This is a genomic window from Klebsiella sp. GG_Kp146 (genome assembly GCF_040061975.1).
Taxonomy (GTDB): domain Bacteria; phylum Pseudomonadota; class Gammaproteobacteria; order Enterobacterales; family Enterobacteriaceae; genus Klebsiella; species Klebsiella quasipneumoniae.
Map to the genome: position 1 here is coordinate 33,901 of NZ_JBEAHA010000045.1, position 14,513 is coordinate 48,413.

Consider the following 14,513-nt stretch of genomic DNA (forward strand, 5'->3'; position numbering starts at 1 on the left):
ATCGGACAGTTCGGTGGGCACACAGAAACAAATTGGGTTTCAGACCATTAAGCCTGACTCAGCGCGACGGGAATGGGGCAGGTCGCTGACAACCGCTAAGGCTATCAGCATAAGAGGATAGCCTTAGGAGTTGTTCCTGAATGACAGGAAATTGAGCCAGCATCTACTGGGTGTGTCCAAGGCGAATGTCCTCTTAGCGTAATCGTGCGCGCATGTTACGCCAGCGCAAAATCGGCGTCAACACGCAACGGAACGCGAAAGCGCAAATCAGGCGCCTTAACGTATAAAGGTAGCAGAATATTACAAAATAATGATATTTTTCTTAAAGTTACACTTCCTCGAGCCGGGCGTAAGCTGCTACCAGCCATTTGATCCCCTGACCCTGAAAAGCCACCTGCAGCCGGCTGTGCTCGCCGCTGCCTTCGAGGTTGACGATGGTGCCTTCGCCAAACTTCGGATGTCGTACGCGCTGGCCTAATTTGTAGCCGGTATCGCTCTCGGCAATCGGCGCGCCCAGTCGCTGATGGTTTACCGGGCGGCTTACCGTGGCCCGCAGACGCACCTCTTCTACGCACTCCTGCGGCAGTTCTCCAATAAAGCGCGACGGGCGATGGTAAACCTCTTTGCCGTACAGACGGCGGGTTTCCGCGTAGGTCAGCGTCAGCTTCTGCATGGCGCGCGTCACGCCAACGTAGGCCAGACGACGCTCTTCTTCCAGGCGGCCGCCTTCATCAAGGGCCATCTGGCTCGGGAACATCCCCTCTTCGACGCCGACGATGAACACCTGCGGGAACTCCAGCCCTTTCGCCGAGTGCAGGGTCATCAGCTGAACCGCATCCTGCCAGGTGTCCGCCTGCCCTTCGCCCGCTTCCAGCGCGGCGTGGGAGAGGAACGCCTGCAGCGGCATCAGATCTTCATCTTCTTCGTTGTAGCTGAACTGGCGCGTCGCCGTCACCAGCTCCTCTAAGTTTTCAATACGGGTCTGGCCCTTCTCGCCTTTCTCCTGCTCGTACATCGCGCGCAGCCCGGAGTCTTTAATCACCCGATCGGTCTGGACGTGCAGCGGCATATCGGTGGTCTCCTGCGCCAGCGCGTCAATCAGCTCCATAAAGCGCTGCAAGGCGCTGGCGGCGCGACCGGCCAGCGCTTTATCTTTCAGCAGCTCGCGGCTGGCCTGCCACAGCGTCAGCTGACGATCGCGCGACGTCTGGCGCACCACGTCCAGCGTGCGGTCGCCGATGCCGCGGGTCGGCGTATTGACTACGCGCTCAAACGCCGCATCGTCGTTGCGGTTGGCGATCAGACGCAGGTACGAGAGCGCATCTTTGATTTCCTGGCGCTCGAAGAAGCGCATGCCGCCATAGATGCGGTACGGCATGCTGGCCTGCAGAAGCGCCTCTTCCAGCACGCGCGACTGGGCGTTGCTGCGATAGAGGATGGCGCACTGCTCCAGCGCCCCGCCGTTCTCCTGCCAGGTTTTTATCCGGTTCACCACGAAGCGTGCTTCGTCGAGATCGTTGAAAGCGCAGTACAGCGAGATTGGCTCGCCGTCGGCGCCGTCGGTCCATAGCTTCTTGCCCAGGCGACCGTTGTTGTTTTCAATCAGGGCGTTGGCGGCGCTGAGGATGTTGCTGGTCGAGCGATAGTTCTGCTCAAGGCGGATGGTTTCCGCACCGGGAAAATCGTTAAGGAAGCGCTGAATGTTCTCGACCTGCGCGCCGCGCCAGCCGTAAATCGACTGATCGTCATCGCCGACGATCATCACCTTGCCGGTATCGCCCGCCAGCAGGCGGATCCAGGCGTATTGAATGTTGTTGGTATCCTGGAATTCGTCGACGAGGATATTGGTGAAACGCTCGCGGTAGTGCTGGAGAATATGCGGCTTATTCAGCCACAGCTCGTGGGCGCGCAGCAGCAGTTCGGCGAAGTCCACCAGCCCGGCGCGATCGCAGGCTTCCTGATAGGCCTGATAGACCTTCTGCCAGGTCTGCTCGACCGGGTTGCCGTAGCTCTGAATATGATGCGGACGCAGCCCTTCATCTTTCTGGCTGTTGATGTACCACATCGCCTGACGCGGCGGCCACTGCTTCTCATCGAGGTTCATCGCCTTAATCAGACGCTTCAGCAGGCGCAACTGGTCTTCGCTATCAAGGATTTGGAAATCCTGCGGCAGGTTGGCGTCCAGATGGTGCGCGCGCAGCAGGCGGTGGGCCAGGCCGTGGAAGGTGCCCACCCACATGCCGCCCTGGGTGGTGCCCATCAACTGGCCGATACGATGGCGCATCTCTGCCGCCGCTTTGTTGGTAAAGGTCACCGCCATAATAGAATACGGCGAGCAGTTCTCTACGCTCAGCAGCCAGGCGATACGGTGCACCAGAACGCGCGTCTTACCACTGCCCGCCCCTGCCAGCACCAGCATGTTGGTGCGCGAGGCCGCTACGGCTTCACGCTGTTTGTCATTGAGGCTGTCGAGCAGGTAAGAAACGTCCATTGGCACCGCCGGAAGAGAAGGGGTTCCACGAACCCCTGTTAATATATACAGAGTGACTGGTGATTATATCAGCGAGGTCAGAGATGCCAACCGTGAAATTTCAATATGCGGCAGCAGGCGGCTGTCCGCGGTGTGCATCAGGTCCGCGCCTTGCGGTTTGATCCAGCATGCCTGCATGCCACAGCGCAGCGATCCGGCGACGTCAGTGGTCAGGTCATCGCCGACGTGCAGAATATGCCCGAGCGGTAAGTTCAGGCGCTCCGCCGCCAGATGGTACATGTCGGCAAACGGCTTGGAGCGGCCATCCGGCCCGGCGCGCAGCACAAAGCGGAAATAGTCGCTCAGGCCGAACAGCTCTGGTCGGGCGTTGCCGTTGGTAATCGCCACCAGCGGCCACTTCTCCGCCAGCTTCGCCAGCGTATCGTGGGTCTCCTGCGGGACATCGACGCGGCTGCGCCAGTGGGCGAAGTGTTCCATCGCCGCATCGGCCCCCGCTTTCGCCGCGTCGGCGGAGAGGCCGGCGTTACGCATGCCTAACTCCAGGGCACGGTGGCGCCAGACGGTCACGTCGTGATAGATCTCAGGCTCGGATGCCAGCAGCGTCTGGCGCAGCTGATTAAGCTCATGGGCGTCGAACTGGCTGAGCGACGGATGGTAGCTGCGCACAAAAGCCAGCGACTCGTGCATCGTCCGGTCAATTACCGGGCGGTTATCATAAAGGGTATCGTCCAGGTCAAACGTCAGCGCGGAAATCTGGCCCAGAGGTCGGTAAAAACGCATTATTTCCCCCGTTTTGCGCGCGGATGCGCGGCATCGTACACCGAGGCAAGGTGTTGAAAGTCGAGATGGGTATAAATTTGGGTGGTGGAGAGGTTAGCATGACCCAACAGCTCCTGCACACCGCGCAGATCGCCGCTGGACTCCAGCATATGGGTGGCAAAGGAGTGGCGAAGCTTGTGCGGATGCACATGGCTGTTCAGCCCCTGCTTAATGCCCCACTCGGCGAACCGCTTCTGTACGTTGCGCGCCGAAATGCGCTTGCCCAGTTTCGACAAAAACAGCGCGTCGTCGTCGGTACCAAACAGGCCGCGTAAATCCAGCCAGTGCTCAATCCACGTCACGGCGTTGCGACCGATCGGCAAACGGCGCTCTTTGCTGCCTTTGCCCATCACCCAGACCTCGCCGCTTTCGAGATCGAGATGTTTGATATCAAGGTTGACCAGCTCGGACAAACGCAGCCCCGCGCCGTACATCACCTCCAGCATCGCCCGGTCGCGCACCGCCAGCGGATCGTTGAGATCGATATCCAGCAGCCGATTGACGTCATCGACATCGATATTTTTCGGCAGGTGACGGGGAATTTTCGGCGCGGCGATCCCTTTCGCCGGGTTAGCGCTGAGCTCGCCCTGGCCGACCAGCCAGTCGAAGAAACTGCGCAGCGCCGACAGGCGAAGCGCCAGGCTCGCCGGGCCTAACCCCGCGCGGCGACTGCGCACCGCAAAGCTTCGCACCTGAGCGGCATCGCACTGCGACCAGCTTTTCAGACCCGCCTCATCCGCCAGGGCGATCAGCGCGTCCAGCTGTCGCTGGTAATTCAGTAACGTGATCGGGCTGAGCTGACGTTCAACGCCAAGGTGGCGCAGAAAGCGGGCGACGGCGGAGAAGAGAGGAGAATCGGTCATGCGCGTTCAATCCAGCGCTCCAGCAGGCCGGGCAGCATCTGGGCAATCTCCTGCAGCAGCTGCGTCCCCTGTCCTGGCTGATAATGCTGCGCATCGCGACTGCTAAAGAGCATCACGCCGGGGGCATTATCGCCGCCCAGCAGCGACATCGCCACTGACCCAATGGCTTTCGCCTCCGGCAGCACCACCAGCAGCTCCGGACCGTTGAGCGGCCCAAGGTAGTGGCGCGCCTGGCCCAGACGTTGAATACGGATCGGCTCAAACGCCTGCCGGCTTAACGCCAGATGGGTAAACTTCGAAGGCGCGCCGAGGCGCCAGCTGTCAGGGAACAGGCGCACCGTGGCGCCCGCCAGCCCCAGCTCGCGCGCCCAGCGGTGAAGGCGGTTGAGCATATCGTCGAGGCTCTCCGCCGCCGCCAGCCGCGTTTGCAGCTGCAGCAGGCGCTGGAACAGGCTTTCATTGGCGACCGCCTGCTCCATCAGCAGCGACATACTCTCTTCCAGCACATGAATATGGTTACGCGCCCGCATCATATGCCACTCCACCAGCGAAATCGTACCGCGTACCGGATGCGGGACGCGGAGGTGTTCGACCTGGGCGGCATTACGAATAAAAAATTCAGGATGTTGCAACAGATAGTCCACCACGGCGCGATCGTTCAATGCGCTGGCGACCTCCTGTTGTTCTTCCCCGATTGGTTTCATAAATGAATAAATCCATCATAGACATGGGCCGCCGGGCCGGTCATAAACAGCGGCTGGCCCGGGCCTTTCCAGGCGATATCAAGACGACCGCCGGGTAATTCCACACGTACCGTTTCAGCGAGCAGCCCCTGCTGGATCCCCACCGCCACCGCGGCGCAGGCGCCACTGCCGCAGGCCTGAGTTTCCCCTGCGCCGCGTTCGTAGACGCGCAGACGGATATGGGACCGGCCGACCACCTGCATAAAGCCGATATTAGCGCGCTCCGGAAAACGCTCATGGCTTTCCATTACCGGGCCGAGGGTTTCCACCGCCGCCGTATCCACATCATCCACCTGGATAACGCAGTGCGGGTTCCCCATGGATACCACGCCGCACAATACTGTCTGCTCGGCGGCACGCATGATATAGGTCTTTTCCGCTTTGTTGGCGCGGAACGGCACCTGGGAGGGCTCGAAGTTGGGCTCGCCCATGTTCACCCGCACCAGATCGTCTTCCGTTACGCTTAATACCATACGGCCGTTGGCCGTACTCACGCGGATGTCACGTTTATTGGTCAGGCCTTTCAGCCGGACGAAGCGTGCGAAACAGCGCGCGCCGTTGCCGCACTGCGACACTTCGCTGCCGTCGGCATTAAAGATCCGGTAATGGAAATCCAGATCCGGATCGTAGGGCGGCTCCACCACTAACAGCTGATCGAACCCGACGCCAAGGTGGCGATCCGCCAGGCGGCGAATCAGCTCCGGCGAGAAAAAAACATTCTGCGTTACCGCGTCAACGACCATAAAATCGTTGCCAAGGCCATGCATTTTAGAGAACTGCATCATCTACTCCAGTTGCGCGGAACAGAACGTTATCGTTAGTAATTGACCTGGCTCGGACCACCGGTATCGCCACGATCGTTACGATCCGGCGTTGAGCTCTGAATGCCCGGGTTAACCGGTTTGGTCGGTGGCGGCGCAGTTTTGTCAGCCGGCGGGAAATAGAGAGGCCCTTTCAAACCGCAGCCGGTCAGGCTGAAGATCGCAAACAAAACGGCAAGCGTAGGAAAAACGTTTTTCATTGATAGTTGCCCGTGATTCATTCTTTCTGCTTTCTATCATCGCAGGAGAAGGCGTAAAAGCAAGCCTTTAGCATCTGACTGCGCGCGCTTTTGTTTCGCGCTATACTGCCGCCAATCTCAAAAATGCGGGACAGAATCATGAATGACAGTGAATTTCATCGCCTTGCCGACAGCCTGTGGATGACCATCGAAGAACGCCTGGACGACTGGGACGGCGATAGCGACATCGACTGCGAAATCAACGGCGGCGTGCTGACCATCAGCTTTGAAAACGGCAGCAAAATCATTATTAACCGTCAGGAGCCGCTGCACCAGGTATGGCTGGCCACCAAACAGGGCGGCTACCATTTCGATCTCAAAGGCGACGAGTGGATCTGCGATCGCAGCGGCGAGACCTTCTGGGATCTGCTGGAGCAGGCGGCAAGTCAGCAGGCCGGTGAGACGGTGAGATTCCGTTAATGACGTGTTTCCCGGATGGCGGCGCATCGCGCCTTATCCGGGCTACCCGACGTCTTAGAACCGTAGCCCTGCTAAGCGCAGCGCAAGCAGGGAATATCTCCGAATAGCGGCTCACGACTTATCCGGGCCAAATCTACGAGTAGCGCTGCTGCAGCACCGGCGAGGCGGTAACGTCCTGGCTGGTGGGTATCGCGGCGGCAATCGCCTGAGTGCGGAAAGGGATCACCTGGGTGCGCCCGTCCACCTCGACAATCTGATAGAACTGCGGCAGGTTGAAGTTGATAAAGCTGGAGCCGTAGGTAAAACGATCGTGCGATGACGAATAGAAGCGGCTGACGTCGCGCACCAGCTCCTCTTTGCTGCCCTCGCAGTGGTGATACACCTCAGCGCGGTTGCTCTCATCGAGAATATAGATGTTAAAGCCGCTGTCGTTGTTATCCGCGTCTTCAAAGAAGAACTGAATAATCCCTTCGCTGGCGAAGCCGTCCACCACCGCCGGCAGCTTAACGTGATTGGTTTCCACCTGCACCGACAGGCCGTGGAGCTTGTTGTGCGAGATAGCGCCGTAGAATTCAATGGCGTTTTCCAGCTTCTGCACCGAAACATTGAGACGCTCGAAGAACAGCCCCCAGGTCTGGCCGGAGACGCGCAGCGCTTTAAAGCGCCCGGTATCCTGGCGGGTACTGGAGAGACGCAGTTCGATGCACTCGGAGATCATCTGCTGTACGCGGGTACGGATCAGGCCGCGCAGATGTTGGCTATAGCAGAACACCTCCACGCTGTCCGGCGGCGCGGCGTCTTGATGCATTTTACCGAGGATCGTTTTCAGCGCTTCGATCATCGCCTGCTCGCCGTTGAAATGCAGGGTACGCACTTCGTTCCACGAGTTGCGATACAGCAGGTCGACGCTGCCGATCAGGCATTTTTGCTCTTCGCCGAAGCTGAAAACATCAAGCTTACGGAAATCAAAGTGCACCACCTGATTGCGGAAGGCCGCCGTCGGGTCATATTCGAGGTTGACGATAATCGCCAGGTGGCGAATTTCGCATGGGCTGTATAGCGCTTTTGGCGTCGGCGCCGGCAGGCGCAGCGGGAAATGGTGCGACACGTCGGCCACCATCTCCTGCAGCTTCGCCAGATCGACGATGCCGTTGCCCTTAATAAACAGGCGGGTGCGTGAGGTCAGCAGGCCGTTAAACCAGGCCCAGGCCACCAGCTTATTAAGATAACGGTTATATTCCAGCGGCTGATGGCTGATGATCGATTCCATATCCGGCGCGCGGTTGTACAGATACCAACCGGTACGGTTGGCGCGACCCGGCGGCACGTGGATAAAGGTCAGATTCGGTTCCGACAGGTCCGGCGATATTTGCGGGTTCACCAGCGTCACTTTGCCCGGCAGCGCTTCAAAAGCCGCATACAGCTTACGCGTCAGCACGCCAATATCCTGCGGACTGGCGGAGACGCTGAGGTTATTGCGCCGCGCGAAGCGGATCAGATTACGATAGCTCTGCATCATCGCATCGAGCAGTTCGTTGTGCGCCTTGCGCACTTCATCAATTTTCCAGTTCGCGCGGTTGTCGAGCATCATCAGACGCTTTTCATCCCAGCCCCACGCGTTGACCAGCTGGCTGACGACTTCGCGACGCCAGCCGACGCAGGCGCGTTCGCGGCTGAGTTTTTCACACACTTTCAGATAGAAGCAGCGGCGCACCAGGTCGAGACGGGTTTCATCTTCGATGGCCTGCAGGTAGGTGGTGACGCGCTCCAGCATCATACAGTACGGGTCGAGGCCGAAGGAGACGATCTCGCCATCGTGCAGGCGCTGTTTGATATCTTTCGCCAGCAGGCGGTTATTGGGGTATTCCCAGGAATAGGCTTCCAGCAGCAGCGTTTTCAGCACCGCTTTATAGGGGGAGTCGATACTCTTATACAGCTGCCACAGGCTGGCGCCGAAGTACTCTTCCGCCGACAGCGAACTGAGGCCGCCGAGATCGAGCCACTCGTTTGGCGTCAGCACGCCCTGGGCATACAGCCCCATGACGTAATCGTCGTAATGCTCTTCTTCATCGCACGGCACCATATTCCACAGAATACGCTTGCCGGCGAGACGGACCGCGGTGCGGTAGAACTCATCGAGCAGTAAAATATGCTGGGTCGAACCGCAGTCTTCGCCGCCGAGGCTGCCGCTTTCGTTATGGCGGAAGCGGTTTTCATCGATCAGGAAGAAGCTGACTTCCACACCGAGCGAGGCCGCCCAGCTCTCAAGCAGGCTGCATTTTCGCTGCAGCAGCTGGCGCTCTTCGCTATCCAGCCAGGCCTGGTGACATACCCAGATATCCAGATCGGAAGAACAGCTCTGGCCGACGGAGGAGGTACTGCCCATCGAGTAGACGCCGGTGATCGGCAGCTCGCCTTTCGGCGGCTCCTGGGTCTGCATGCCGCGATGCAGTTCCAGTTCTTCAAGATAGTGGCGTTGGGTTTCATCAGGCGTGTAGAGGCAAATGCCACGGGGAACGTTACCGTCAAGGTAACCCGGCATCAGCGGGTGATGATAATGTAATAACGTTGGCAGTAGACTGTAAACCTGCTGGAAAGCGGGTCCCATGGCAGCAAGCGCGCGATCCACGCGCAGTTGGTTGATGGCATCCAGTCTCTGTTTCAGTGTCTCAATATAGAGGTACAAGACATATCGCCTGATGTTCAAAAACCCGAGGTACAATAGTACGGAGGATTTCAGTATTTCAACAAAAACCGTCACCATTCGTCGTCGGTGTGGTTGTGAAGAGCAGCGGACAGACAAATGGTTTAAAACGTGATCAATTTAACACCTTGCTCATTGACCGTAAAGAAAGATGCGCTACATACAAGTGTAGCACCGTTTATTACCTGTAAATTCCTCACTACGCCTCCGGCAACCGCCCACGCGCATGAAAGGTTAAAAAAGAGTGGGCCGGAGCTATCTCCCACATAAACCGTGAAAACTAACATCCGTAAGACAACAATGTTAGGATGGTTAGTGGTCGACAATGACGGTAACAAGCATGTTAGACAAAGTTTTGAAAATTGCCACACGGCAAAGCCCGCTTGCGCTATGGCAGGCGCAATATGTTAAAGCGCGCCTGGAACAAGCGCATCCCGGACTGAAGGTCGAGCTGGTGCCGATGGTCACTCGCGGGGATGTCATCCTTGATACTCCCCTGGCAAAGGTGGGTGGCAAGGGCTTATTTGTGAAAGAGTTAGAGCTTGCCATGCTCGAAGGGCGCGCCGATATCGCCGTTCATTCGATGAAAGATGTGCCGGTGGAATTCCCGGAGGGGCTGGGGCTGGTGACTATCTGCGAGCGCGACGATCCGCGCGACGCGTTTGTCTCCAATCGCTATGCCTCGATTGATGAACTCCCGGCCGGCAGCATCGTTGGCACGTCAAGTTTACGCCGTCAGTGCCAGCTGGCCGCCACCCGTCCGGATCTGGTGATCCGCTCTCTGCGCGGTAACGTCGGTACCCGACTGAGTAAGCTGGATAACGGCGAGTATGACGCCATCATCCTCGCCGCCGCCGGCCTGAAGCGCCTGCAGCTCGAGGCGCGAATTCGCCAGCCGCTGTCGCCTGAGCAATCTCTGCCGGCGGTCGGCCAGGGCGCGGTGGGCATCGAATGCCGTCTCGACGATGCATGGACCCAGGGGCTGTTAGCGCCTCTCAACCATACGGAAACGGCAGTGCGCGTTCGCGCCGAGCGGGCGATGAACACGCGTCTCGAAGGCGGCTGTCAGGTGCCGATTGGTAGCTATGCGGAACTGAAAGACGGTGAATTGTGGCTGCGGGCGCTGGTTGGCGCCCCGGATGGTTCGCAGATGGTACGCGGCGAACGGCGCGGGCCAGCAGAGCAGGCCGAAGCGCTTGGCATCTCGCTGGCGGAAGAGCTCCTGGATAACGGCGCCCGCGATATTCTCGCGGCAGTTTATGATGGAGAAGCCCCACGATGAGCATCCTGGTCACTCGTCCACTACCGCAAGGAGAAGCGCTGGTCAGCCGTCTGCGGGCCATGGGACGCGTGGCCTGGAGCTTTCCGCTGATAGAATTTACGCCCGGTCGGGAGCTTCCCGCGCTGGGCGACGCGCTTGCCCGCCTGGGGCCTGACGATCTGCTGTTCGCGCTGTCCCAGCATGCGGTGGAGTTCGCCCATTCCCGTCTAAAGCAACAGGGCATGCCCTGGCCCACTTCCCCGCGTTATTTTGCCATTGGCCGCACGACGGCGCTGGCCCTGCATACGGTCAGCGGGCAGCACATCCATTACCCGTTAGATCGGGAAATTAGCGAAGTCTTGCTACAATTACCTGAATTACAAAACATTGCCGGGAAGAATGCGCTGATCTTACGCGGCAATGGTGGGCGGGAACTCTTAGGCGCGACGCTGACCGAGCGCGGCGCCAGGGTCACATTTTGTGAATGTTATCAACGTAGTGCAAAGCATTACGATGGCGCAGAAGAAGCGATGCGCTGGCAATCTCGCGGGGTCACCACGCTGGTGGTCACCAGCGGCGAGATGCTGCAGCAGCTATGGTCGTTAATACCGCAATGGTATCGCGAACGGTGGCTCCTGCACTGCCGCGTTGTCGTTGTCAGCGAACGTCTGGCCCTTCAGGCCCGGGAGCTGGGCTGGCAGGAGATTCAGGTTGCCGATAGCGCCGACAACGATGCGCTGCTACGCGCATTACAATAACTCTCAACATTGGAAGCCATAATGACGGAACAACAAAATCAATCCGCCGTGGTTGAAGAGACCAGGGAGGCCGTGGAGACCACACCACAGCCAGAGAACACTGATAAGAAGAAGGCTGGCAACAAAACCAGCCTGGCGCTCAGCGCGATCGCTATCGCCATTGCGATAGCCGCCGGTATCGGCCTGTATGGCCTGAACAAACAGCAGGCCTCGCGTCAAAACGAAACCACCTCTGAATTATCAAGCCAGGTCGCGGCGCTGCAAAAAGCGCAGGAGAGCCAAAAAAGCGAACTGGAAGGCATTATCAAACAGCAGGCCGAGCAGCTAAACGAAGCCAAACATCAGCAGGAGACGCTGGCCAAACAGCTGGACGAAGTCCAGCAAAAAGTGGCGATCATTTCCGGTAGCGACGCCAAAACCTGGCTGCTGGCCCAGGCCGACTTCCTCGTCAAGCTGGCGGGACGTAAGCTGTGGAGCGATCAGGATGTCACCACCGCCGCCGCGCTGCTGAAAAGCGCCGACGCCAGCCTCGCCGACATGAATGACCCAAGCCTGATCGGCGCCCGCCGGGCGATCACCGACGATATCGCCACCCTCTCCGCGGTGAACCAGGTCGACTACGACGGCATGATCCTCAAGGTTAATCAGCTGGCGAACCAAATCGATAACCTGCGGCTGGCGGATAATAACGATGACGATTCGCCGATGGATTCTGATAGCGATGAGCTCTCCAGCTCCATCAGCGAATGGCGCGTCAATCTGCAGAAAAGCTGGCAGAATTTTATGGACAGTTTTATCACCGTGCGCCGCCGCGATGAAACGGCGGTCCCGCTGCTGGCGCCGAATCAGGATATCTATCTGCGGGAAAATATTCGCTCTCGCCTGCTGGTCGCCGCGCAGGCAGTGCCGCGCCATCAGGAAGAGACCTGGAAACAGTCGCTGGATAACGTCTCGACCTGGGTACGCGCCTATTACGATACCGATGACGCCACCACTAAAGCCTTCCTTGAAGAGGTGGATAAGCTCAGTCAGCAAAGCATTACCATGACGGTACCGGAAACGCTGCAGAGCCAGGCGTTGCTGGAAAAACTGATGCAGACCCGGGTGCGTAATCTGATGGCGCAGCCTGCCGTTTCCGCAGGCGGCGCGCCCTCGCCTGCACCTGCAGCACCGGCCGCCCCCGCTGCGCCGCAAGGAGAGTAACGCATGCTGAAAATTCTTTTACTCTTCGCACTGTTGATCGCCGGGATCGTGCTTGGCCCGATGATCGCCGGGCATCAGGGCTACGTCCTGATCCAGACCGATAATTACAATATCGAGACCAGCGTGACCGGGCTGGTGATCATCCTGATCCTCGCCATGGTGGTGCTGTTCGCCATTGAATGGCTGCTGCGCCGTATTTTCCGCACCGGGGCGCATACGCGCGGCTGGTTTGTCGGCCGTAAACGCCGTCGCGCGCGTAAGCAAACCGAGCAGGCGCTGCTTAAGCTGGCCGAAGGTGATTACCAGCAGGTTGAGAAGCTGATGGCGAAAAACGCCGATCACGCCGAACAGCCGGTGGTGAACTATCTGCTGGCGGCGGAAGCGGCCCAGCAGCGCGGCGATGAAGCGCGGGCTAACCAGCATCTGGAGCGCGCCACCGACCTGGCGGGCGATGACCTGATCCCGGTGGAAATCACCCGCGTTCGCCTGCAGCTGGCGCGCAATGAAAATCACGCCGCGCGTCATGGCATCGATAAGCTACTGGAAATCACCCCGCGTCATCCGGAAGTGCTGCGCCTCGCCGAACAGGCTTATACCCGTACCGGCGCCTGGCAGTCGCTGCTGGATATCATTCCGTCGATGGCGAAAGCTAACGTCGGCGATGAAGAGCACCGCGCCGCGCTGGAACAGCTGGCATGGGTTGGCCTGATGGACAAAGCGCTGGCCGACGGCGGCAGCGAGGGGCTGCGCGAATGGTGGCGCAACCAGAGCCGTAAAACGCGGGCGCTGGTGCCGCTGCAGGTGGCGATGGCCGAGCGCCTCATCGAGAGCGACGATCACGATACCGCGCAGCAAATTATTATTGATGGTCTGAAGAAACAGTATGACGACCGTCTGGTGATGCCGATCCCGCGCCTGAAGACCAATAACCCGGAACAGCTGGAGAAAGTACTGCGCCAGCAGATCAAAGCCGTTGGCGATCGTCCGCTGCTGTGGAGCACCCTGGGCCAGTCGCTGATGCGGCACGGCGAATGGCAGGAGGCCAGCATCGCCTTCCGCGCCGCGCTTAAGCAGCGTCCGGATGCCTTTGATTACGCCTGGCTGGCGGATGCTCTGGATCGTCTCCATCAACCGGAGGAAGCGGCTACCATGCGCCGCGATGGTCTGCTGCTGACGCTGCAGAATAACCCTCAGCAATAACCTCACCTGGCTGTCGCCTCCTGCGGGGCGATAGCCCTTCTACCCCGCCTTCCCGTTGACGATCCCCCTGAAAGAAAAAAACGCCTGCGCTGAAATCAGGGCAGGCGTTAAAACAGGTCTGTTTGACAACAAATTGGGTGCTTCACTCAACGTAATGTCCATGGTGTTTGATGAGGCATAAATGCGACATCTGTCAGTGGACGATAAGCACCGTAAGAACGGCTCTGCATCATTCCGGAGTTTATGAGGCACAAAGGCGAACATAAGAGATGGAATGAGCATCTACCCGATTATTATCGCACAGGATCCAGGGAAATTGCATCTACCACAGTGATGAATTGAGAGTTTTCCTGACGCGTATTCTTAAGCAAAGAGAAGATTTTTTATCAGCAAGATCAGGGAAATAAGTCATGGCAGGAAGTCACAGAAAACAAAAAACCCCGCCGAAGCGGGGTTCAAAATTGGTCGGCGAGAGAGGATTCGAACCTCCGACCCACTGGTCCCAAACCAGTTGCGCTACCAAGCTGCGCTACTCGCCGAAATACTGCTTTTTGAATTTTTAGTTCAATTCGTTAAAGTCGTGGTGCGAGGGGGGGGACTTGAACCCCCACGTCCGTAAGAACACTAACACCTGAAGCTAGCGCGTCTACCAATTCCGCCACCTTCGCAAATTCACAACTCTATCAAATAATGGGGTGGCTAATGGGATTCGAACCCACGACAACTGGAATCACAATCCAGGGCTCTACCAACTGAGCTATAGCCACCACTGCAAACCTTTTACGCGGTATTAAAACCACCGCAGCTCCAGCACCGGGTTAATGGTGCGCCCGACAGGATTCGAACCTGAGACCTCTGCCTCCGGAGGGCAGCGCTCTATCCAGCTGAGCTACGGGCGCTTAGCGCCGTTGCGGGGTCGGATAATACGGACTTCCTCCCCCGCTGTCTAGTGCCTTTTAAAAGAAAATTATCGTTTGCTCATGCTTTGTTC

General features: G+C 58.5%; 12 protein-coding genes and 4 tRNA genes. 5 read left to right on the top strand and 11 right to left on the bottom strand.

Annotated features, from left to right (window positions below):
• Positions 1–328: 328 nt before the first annotated feature.
• The 6 genes from uvrD to ABLU95_RS25585 all read right to left on the bottom strand — a co-directional run bounded on the left by uvrD (position 329) and on the right by ABLU95_RS25585 (position 5,937).
• On the bottom strand, positions 329–2,491 hold the full coding sequence (uvrD, locus tag ABLU95_RS25560) for a DNA helicase II (RefSeq protein ID WP_004886784.1): 2,163 nt from the start codon (positions 2,489–2,491) through the stop codon (positions 329–331).
• Between the two features lie 63 nt (positions 2,492–2,554).
• Positions 2,555–3,271 (bottom strand): 5-amino-6-(5-phospho-D-ribitylamino)uracil phosphatase YigB, encoded by a 717-nt coding sequence (yigB, locus tag ABLU95_RS25565; protein WP_023291569.1) that lies wholly within the window; start codon positions 3,269–3,271, stop codon positions 2,555–2,557.
• On the bottom strand, positions 3,271–4,173 hold the full coding sequence (gene xerC, locus ABLU95_RS25570) for a tyrosine recombinase XerC (protein ID WP_086075725.1): 903 nt from the start codon (positions 4,171–4,173) through the stop codon (positions 3,271–3,273). Before xerC ends, yigB begins: the two co-directional genes overlap by 1 nt.
• Positions 4,170–4,877: a DUF484 domain-containing protein gene (locus ABLU95_RS25575; protein ID WP_348880505.1), complete on the bottom strand. Its 708-nt coding sequence runs from the start codon at positions 4,875–4,877 to the stop codon at positions 4,170–4,172. The genes xerC and ABLU95_RS25575 overlap by 4 nt, the downstream gene beginning before the upstream one ends.
• Entirely contained in the window at positions 4,874–5,698 is an 825-nt protein-coding gene (gene dapF, locus ABLU95_RS25580) for a diaminopimelate epimerase (RefSeq protein ID WP_002883394.1), read from the bottom strand. The genes ABLU95_RS25575 and dapF overlap by 4 nt, the downstream gene beginning before the upstream one ends.
• A gap of 35 nt (positions 5,699–5,733) precedes the next feature.
• Positions 5,734–5,937 (bottom strand): lipoprotein, encoded by a 204-nt coding sequence (locus tag ABLU95_RS25585; protein ID WP_004886794.1) that lies wholly within the window; start codon positions 5,935–5,937, stop codon positions 5,734–5,736.
• A 138-nt stretch (positions 5,938–6,075) separates the two neighbouring features.
• Between ABLU95_RS25585 and cyaY the strand changes: the two genes are divergently transcribed.
• The gene (gene cyaY, locus ABLU95_RS25590; protein ID WP_004886799.1) at positions 6,076–6,396 is read left to right on the top strand and encodes an iron donor protein CyaY; all 321 of its coding nucleotides are present in this window, start codon (positions 6,076–6,078) and stop codon (positions 6,394–6,396) included.
• A gap of 133 nt (positions 6,397–6,529) precedes the next feature.
• On the opposite strand, the gene cyaA is transcribed toward cyaY, so the two are convergent.
• Positions 6,530–9,082 (bottom strand): class I adenylate cyclase, encoded by a 2,553-nt coding sequence (gene cyaA, locus ABLU95_RS25595; protein WP_002883383.1) that lies wholly within the window; start codon positions 9,080–9,082, stop codon positions 6,530–6,532.
• 358 nt (positions 9,083–9,440) lie between these two features.
• On the opposite strand from cyaA, the gene hemC reads away from it, so the two are divergent.
• Genes hemC through hemY form a run of 4 tightly spaced genes read left to right on the top strand, consistent with a single transcriptional unit; the run spans position 9,441 to position 13,522 of the window.
• Positions 9,441–10,382 (top strand): hydroxymethylbilane synthase, encoded by a 942-nt coding sequence (gene hemC, locus ABLU95_RS25600; RefSeq protein ID WP_065883613.1) that lies wholly within the window; start codon positions 9,441–9,443, stop codon positions 10,380–10,382.
• On the top strand, positions 10,379–11,119 hold the full coding sequence (gene hemD / locus ABLU95_RS25605; RefSeq protein ID WP_087849102.1) for a uroporphyrinogen-III synthase: 741 nt from the start codon (positions 10,379–10,381) through the stop codon (positions 11,117–11,119). Before hemC ends, hemD begins: the two co-directional genes overlap by 4 nt.
• A gap of 21 nt (positions 11,120–11,140) precedes the next feature.
• Positions 11,141–12,322 (top strand): uroporphyrinogen-III C-methyltransferase, encoded by a 1,182-nt coding sequence (gene hemX / locus ABLU95_RS25610; RefSeq protein ID WP_032454512.1) that lies wholly within the window; start codon positions 11,141–11,143, stop codon positions 12,320–12,322.
• 3 nt (positions 12,323–12,325) lie between these two features.
• On the top strand, positions 12,326–13,522 hold the full coding sequence (gene hemY, locus ABLU95_RS25615) for a protoheme IX biogenesis protein HemY (RefSeq protein WP_023291562.1): 1,197 nt from the start codon (positions 12,326–12,328) through the stop codon (positions 13,520–13,522).
• A gap of 462 nt (positions 13,523–13,984) precedes the next feature.
• On the opposite strand, the gene ABLU95_RS25620 is transcribed toward hemY, so the two are convergent.
• From ABLU95_RS25620 to ABLU95_RS25635, 4 genes are all read right to left on the bottom strand, one after another.
• Positions 13,985–14,061: transfer RNA gene (locus ABLU95_RS25620), tRNA-Pro, on the bottom strand.
• A gap of 42 nt (positions 14,062–14,103) precedes the next feature.
• Positions 14,104–14,190: transfer RNA gene (locus ABLU95_RS25625), tRNA-Leu, on the bottom strand.
• Between the two features lie 23 nt (positions 14,191–14,213).
• Positions 14,214–14,289, bottom strand: a tRNA-His gene (locus ABLU95_RS25630).
• A gap of 55 nt (positions 14,290–14,344) precedes the next feature.
• Positions 14,345–14,421: transfer RNA gene (locus ABLU95_RS25635), tRNA-Arg, on the bottom strand.
• Positions 14,422–14,513 lie beyond the last annotated feature (92 nt).

Bases quoted from the DNA above. Each gene is read 5' to 3' on its own strand.
- ABLU95_RS25585 (WP_004886794.1), bottom strand. From the start codon at position 5,937: ATGAAAAACGTTTTTCCTACGCTTGCCGTTTTGTTTGCGATCTTCAGC.
- hemD (WP_087849102.1), top strand. From the start codon at position 10,379: ATGAGCATCCTGGTCACTCGTCCACTACCGCAAGGAGAAGCGCTGGTC.
- xerC (WP_086075725.1), bottom strand. From the start codon at position 4,173: ATGACCGATTCTCCTCTCTTCTCCGCCGTCGCCCGCTTTCTGCGCCAC.
- yigB (WP_023291569.1), bottom strand. From the start codon at position 3,271: ATGCGTTTTTACCGACCTCTGGGCCAGATTTCCGCGCTGACGTTTGAC.
- ABLU95_RS25575 (WP_348880505.1), bottom strand. From the start codon at position 4,877: ATGAAACCAATCGGGGAAGAACAACAGGAGGTCGCCAGCGCATTGAAC.
- cyaY (WP_004886799.1), top strand. From the start codon at position 6,076: ATGAATGACAGTGAATTTCATCGCCTTGCCGACAGCCTGTGGATGACC.
- hemC (WP_065883613.1), top strand. From the start codon at position 9,441: ATGTTAGACAAAGTTTTGAAAATTGCCACACGGCAAAGCCCGCTTGCG.
- dapF (WP_002883394.1), bottom strand. From the start codon at position 5,698: ATGCAGTTCTCTAAAATGCATGGCCTTGGCAACGATTTTATGGTCGTT.
- hemY (WP_023291562.1), top strand. From the start codon at position 12,326: ATGCTGAAAATTCTTTTACTCTTCGCACTGTTGATCGCCGGGATCGTG.
- uvrD (WP_004886784.1), bottom strand. From the start codon at position 2,491: ATGGACGTTTCTTACCTGCTCGACAGCCTCAATGACAAACAGCGTGAA.
- hemX (WP_032454512.1), top strand. From the start codon at position 11,141: ATGACGGAACAACAAAATCAATCCGCCGTGGTTGAAGAGACCAGGGAG.